The sequence below is a fragment of the Defluviimonas sp. D31 genome (assembly GCF_033436765.1).
Lineage (GTDB): Bacteria > Pseudomonadota > Alphaproteobacteria > Rhodobacterales > Rhodobacteraceae > Albidovulum.
This window is the reverse complement of the sequence record NZ_JAWQFN010000045.1, coordinates 1-5,010: the sequence shown is the minus strand read 5'-3', so window position 1 is coordinate 5,010 and position 5,010 is coordinate 1. Positions and strand designations below refer to the sequence as shown.

Genomic DNA, 5,010 nt, shown 5'->3' with positions numbered 1-5,010 from the left:
GAGTGAACCCTGCCGGGACACAGATGCCAGCGCGGTCAAGCCGCCTGAAGGACTTCACATATGCAACCCGATTAGCGAAGACGGGTTCGAATTGGTCTGACACCACCGTTCGAATTGGTCTGACATCACCAAGCTTTAAGTAGGCAGGGGTGACCTGGGCATTGCACGACCGCCTAGAGGGTTTCCCAAACATCGCGGCCTGTCTTGTCAAGACGATCGAGCGAGCAGAAGAGCGACAGTGTCAGCGTGGCTTCCCAGCTTTCGCCGCCTACCCGAATGATTCGCCCATCCGCGATCTCGTCGGCGACGACGCTTTCGGGAAGCCAGGACAGGCCGCTGCCCGAGAGCGTACGACGCTTGATCGCTTCTGTAAGTGCGTCCATGTAGCACAACGCGAGCGGCGGTTCGCGCCGTCCGATCGTCTGGTCGACCACGGTACCGAGAAAGCTTGAAGGGTCATAGCCGAGATAGGGCATCGGTGTGGCATTCACAGAGTCCAGATTCCAACCACGGCGGCGCGCGACTTCAGCCTGAGCCACCGGGAAGATCTTTTCGGTGCCGATGTCTTTTCGCGTGAACTGCGCTCCGTCGAAGATCGGCTGAACATCGCGGTGGCTGTAACAAAGCAGGAAGTCGCAGGCGCCGTCTGACAACATCTGGCAACAGGCGCGCAGGTTGTCCGAGTAGACCCGGACGCGCAAGTTCGGGATGTCGCGCTCCATCTGGCCAATGCGCCGGGAGAGGTAATTGACCGAGATCGTGTGCAAGACCGCAAATCGCTGGAACGCGGTGACTCCCCGCTCTTGGGCCCGGATCGTCTGGCGGATATCGGTGATTTCCGCGATGGCATTGCGGGCGACCGGCAGGAATTGTTGCCCTGCCTCCGAAAGCTGGACCGGATAGGTCGATCGCTTGATTAGCGGGACACCGATCCAGTTCTCGAGCGCCTTGATCCGGCGGCTGAAGGCAGGCTGGGTGATGTTGCGCTCCTCAGCCGCTCGCGTGAAGTTCAACGTCCGCGCGAGGCAGACAAAATCCTGCAGCCAATTCAGATCCATCGGCACCTCCCGTTTCAGCTGATCCTACATCGCTCAGAGAACTATGCGAATTCGGTATGGTTGGATGACATGTTTGAATTGGCGCGGTTTGCAAGAGCCTGCGTAGACTTTCTATCAGGCTGCGCCCGCCGCAGTCGGCAAGGGCCATCGGTATCAATGATTGTCGAAAGGCCTGCTAAAACAGGAGAGGACCATGACACCGAAATTCATCAGCACAAGTGCGCTTGCCATCGCGACGATGGCCGCATTGCCTGCAACTGCCGAGACCACGGTACGTCTCAGCACTTACGTGAACGAAGCTGATATCCGACACGAAGGCTTTACGCATTTTGCCGGTCTCGTTGCCGAGAAGACCGGGGGCAGCGTGAAAGTCGAGGTATTCCCGTCGTCGACACTTCATGGCTGGTCCGAAGGGGTCGATGCGCTTCAGGGCGGAGTTTCGGACATTTCGTGGATCAACGCGGACAACCGGCTACCGTGCTACGCCGTAACCTCGCTCTACCCGGCGCTCATCGATCTCTCCGAACAGCCGAAGCTGGATGCGGACTATGCCAATCTCATTCGTGACGAGGCAGCCGCGCAGGGACTCGTGCCGCTCATCAATTCGAACTACTCCTACGATCAGGAATGGTGGTTCGAGGAGCCGACAAGCGATATCGGCAAGCTGGATGGCAAGCTCGTCCGCTCGATTGGCCCGCTCGTTTCCATGATGATTGAAGCCTGGGGCGGCGAGCCGGTGTTCGTGGCGCCGAAGGAAGTGTTCCAGTCCGCCGAGCGCGGCGTCGTCGATGGCATCAACATGGGTGTCGCGACCTACTCGTCGTGGAAACTCTGGGATGTCATGCCGCATATGGTCAATGCGAACCTGTTCTACGGCAACATCATCTACATGATGAACAAGGACAAGTTCGACGCGCTCACACCCGAAGAGCAGACCGCGATGACAGAAGCCGCAGCCGAGACCGAAGTCTGGCTTCAGCCGAAATACGAGGGCTGGGTCGATGAGCAGGTTGCGGCCGCGGTTGCCGCAGGCGGCACGGAAGAGAACCTGTCGGCCGAGACCAGCACTGCCCTGATCGCCAGCGTCAAGGACAAGTGGGACGTCACCGTTGACGAGGCCTGCGGCGCCGATCTGGCCGGCGAAATCCGCACCCTTCTGGCAAGCCACGCTCCCTGAGCGGAGCATTTCCCGGCGGTTCCGGACCCTTCCGGAGCCGCCTGCCGTTTCTCTGCCAAGCGAGGCTTTTCATGGATGATCGATTGGACCGCCTGATCCGTGGCGTCGAACGGATCGTTGTCTGGGGGGCCTCTGCCGGCGGCATTATCGTCCTGATCCAGATGCTCTGGATCTCCTACGGGGTCTTCACCCGGTATGGCCTGGGTAAGCCCGACCGGCTGGTGACGGAAGCAACCGCGTTGCTGCTTTTCCCGGTTGCTTTTGCCGGTCTCGCCTTCGCGCTTCGCGAAGATGCAATGCCGAAGGTAACGATGTTGATCGATCGCTTCTCGTTGCGGGTCCAGCACGTCTTCGCAATCATCAATCACCTGATCATGCTGGGCGTCGGCGTCTTCTTCGCCTATGCGGGCGTCAGCGCCACGATCCGGTCCTTCAACTCGGGCGTAGCTTCGGAAATCCTGCACTGGCCACGCTGGTGGTTCTGGGCGCCGGGGGCGGTCGCGCTGGTGCTTTTCGCAATTTACGTCGCGCTGAGACTCATCCGTCTGTTCATGACCATGACTGCGGAAGGAGAGGTCTGATGGAATGGTATACTGTTGGCCTTGGGCTACTGGTCCTTCTGATGGTCTTCATTGTTATCGGCCTGCCGATTCCCTTCGCGCTTGCCGCTGCGTCGCTGCCGTTTCTCTGGGATATCCAGGGCTGGAGCACTTCGGTGGTCTCTTCCGAGTTGAAACTCTGGGGGGTGTGGGTCGACTACATTCTGCTGGCGGTTCCATTGTTCGTCTTCCTGGGTGAGCTCATAGGCAAATCGAATATCGGGCCGAACCTTTACCAGTTCCTGCATCAGGGGGTCCGGCTCAGGGGCTCCGCCGCCTACGGCTCGATTGGTGCCAGCGCGGGTTTTGGTGCGGTTTGCGGATCGTCGATGGTTGGCGCGCTGACCATCGGCGGCGTCGCGTTACCCGAGATGCTGCGGCTCGGCTATGGCAAGCGGCTGTCCTCGGGCGTTCTCGCCGCGGGCGGCACGCTATCGGTCCTGATTCCGCCGAGCCTGATCCTTCTGTTTTACGGCATCGTCACGGATCAGAGCATAGGTGATCTCTTCATCGCGGGCGTCATCCCGGGGATCATCCTGGTCAGCGGGTTCGTCGTCGTGGTGCTGATCTGGGACAGGCTGCGGCCCGAGGACATTCCTTCGAGCGAAGATGCCATGAAGATGCCGCTTGCAATGATCCTGAGTACAGTCGGACCGGTGGTCCTGATCGGCCTTGTGATCACGGTGGCGATATACGCCGGCATCGCGACGCCGACCGAAGCGGCGGCGGTGGCAGCGCTCTTGACGGTGATCCTGGCCTTCGGCGTTGGCGGGCTGACCTGGCAGGCGTTCAAGGACGCGATGTTTTCCACGATGCGGACGATGGGATATCTCGGGCTTCTCCTGTCGGCGGGCGTGCTATTTGGCTTCGTTCTGACCTACTACAGGGTGCCGCAGCAGTTCACCGAGTTGTTCCTGTCCTTCGATCTGTCACCGTATACCGTGCTGACCATCGTCATCGTCTTCTACATCGTGCTCGGGATGTTCCTCGAGCCAGTCTCGATGACCTTCATCACCCTGCCGACGATCTTTCCCCTCATGGCGGCGGCGGGATTCGACCTGATCTGGTTCGGCGTCGTATACACGATCACCATGGAAATCGCGGTGCTGACGCCACCGGTGGGACTGAACCTCTACGTCATACAGGCGATCAGCCGTGACCAGGTGAGCATCGGCGATGTCATCATGGGCTGCCTGCCGTTCATCGGGGCGATGGTACTGCTGATCCTGATCCTGATCTTCGCGCCGGACGTGGCACTCTGGCTTCCGGAACAGATGCGGTGATGGGAAGTTTGCCCTATCTCCGTGCCGGAAGCGGGCCATCATTCGTTCTGGTTCACGGCTATCTTGGCGGGGCCGAGCAATGGCGGCGCGAGATTGACCATTTCTCGGACCGGTATGACGTGATCGCGCCGAACCTTCCCGGCTTCGGCGCGGCGGCCGACCGTCAGGGGTGCGACACGGTCGTTGGAATGGCAGAGGCCGTCTATGGGTTGCTCGACGAACTGGCGGTCGAAGAGTTCATCCTGCTTGGCCATTCCATGGGCGGCATGGTTGTTCAGGAGATGGCGCGAATGCGGCCGCAGAGCGTGTCGCGGCTCATTCTCTACGGGACCGGACCGCTTGGCTTGATGCCCGACCGGTTCGAACCCATTGCAACCTCTCGCGAACGCCTGCTGAACGATGGGGTCAAGGCGACGATCGCCCGGATCGGCGCGACCTGGTTCAAGAGAGGCGCCGAGGCGGGAGGTTTCCCGCTTGTGACCGGTATCGGCGCGCAGGCTGGTCGCCAAGCGGCCGAAGCGGCGCTCAGCGCGATGGCGGCCTGGGACGGGCGCGCGGCGCTGAAGCGCCTCACGATGCCAACCCTCGTGGTTTGGGGCGACGCTGATCGCTCCTATCGCTGGCCGCAGGTCGAGACGCTCTGGACCAGTCTGCCGGATGTGCGTCTGTCGGTTATTCCCGGCGCGGCACATGCGGCACATCTCGAGAAGCCTTCATTGTTCCATTTGCTGATTGAGGATTTCCTCTGCGAAACTGCGCCGGAGGAGCAATCACAATACTGCTGAAGGTGGTGTCAGACCAATTCGAACCCGTCTCCACAAGGGCAGGATCGCTGTCCCTTATGACGCGCCGAGGCCGCGCCACTCGGCGAGAGCGGCGGCGCGGTTGAGCTT

At 60.7% G+C, this 5,010-nt stretch carries 5 protein-coding genes; 4 read left to right on the top strand and 1 reads right to left on the bottom strand.

Features of this window, described 5'->3' with window-relative positions:
- Positions 1–173: 173 nt before the first annotated feature.
- Positions 174–1,058, bottom strand: a complete 885-nt coding sequence (locus R5H32_RS20660) for a LysR family transcriptional regulator (RefSeq protein ID WP_318340522.1) — start codon at positions 1,056–1,058, stop codon at positions 174–176.
- Between the two features lie 193 nt (positions 1,059–1,251).
- Here R5H32_RS20660 and dctP point away from each other — a divergent pair, with 193 nt between their 5' ends.
- From dctP to R5H32_RS20640, 4 genes are all read left to right on the top strand, one after another.
- Entirely contained in the window at positions 1,252–2,235 is a 984-nt protein-coding gene (gene dctP, locus R5H32_RS20655; protein WP_318340521.1) for a TRAP transporter substrate-binding protein DctP, read from the top strand.
- Between the two features lie 83 nt (positions 2,236–2,318).
- Entirely contained in the window at positions 2,319–2,816 is a 498-nt protein-coding gene (locus tag R5H32_RS20650) for a TRAP transporter small permease (protein ID WP_318340520.1), read from the top strand.
- On the top strand, positions 2,816–4,117 hold the full coding sequence (locus R5H32_RS20645) for a TRAP transporter large permease (protein WP_318340519.1): 1,302 nt from the start codon (positions 2,816–2,818) through the stop codon (positions 4,115–4,117). The genes R5H32_RS20650 and R5H32_RS20645 overlap by 1 nt, the downstream gene beginning before the upstream one ends.
- The gene (locus R5H32_RS20640; RefSeq protein ID WP_318340518.1) at positions 4,117–4,902 is read left to right on the top strand and encodes an alpha/beta hydrolase; all 786 of its coding nucleotides are present in this window, start codon (positions 4,117–4,119) and stop codon (positions 4,900–4,902) included. Before R5H32_RS20645 ends, R5H32_RS20640 begins: the two co-directional genes overlap by 1 nt.
- Positions 4,903–5,010 lie beyond the last annotated feature (108 nt).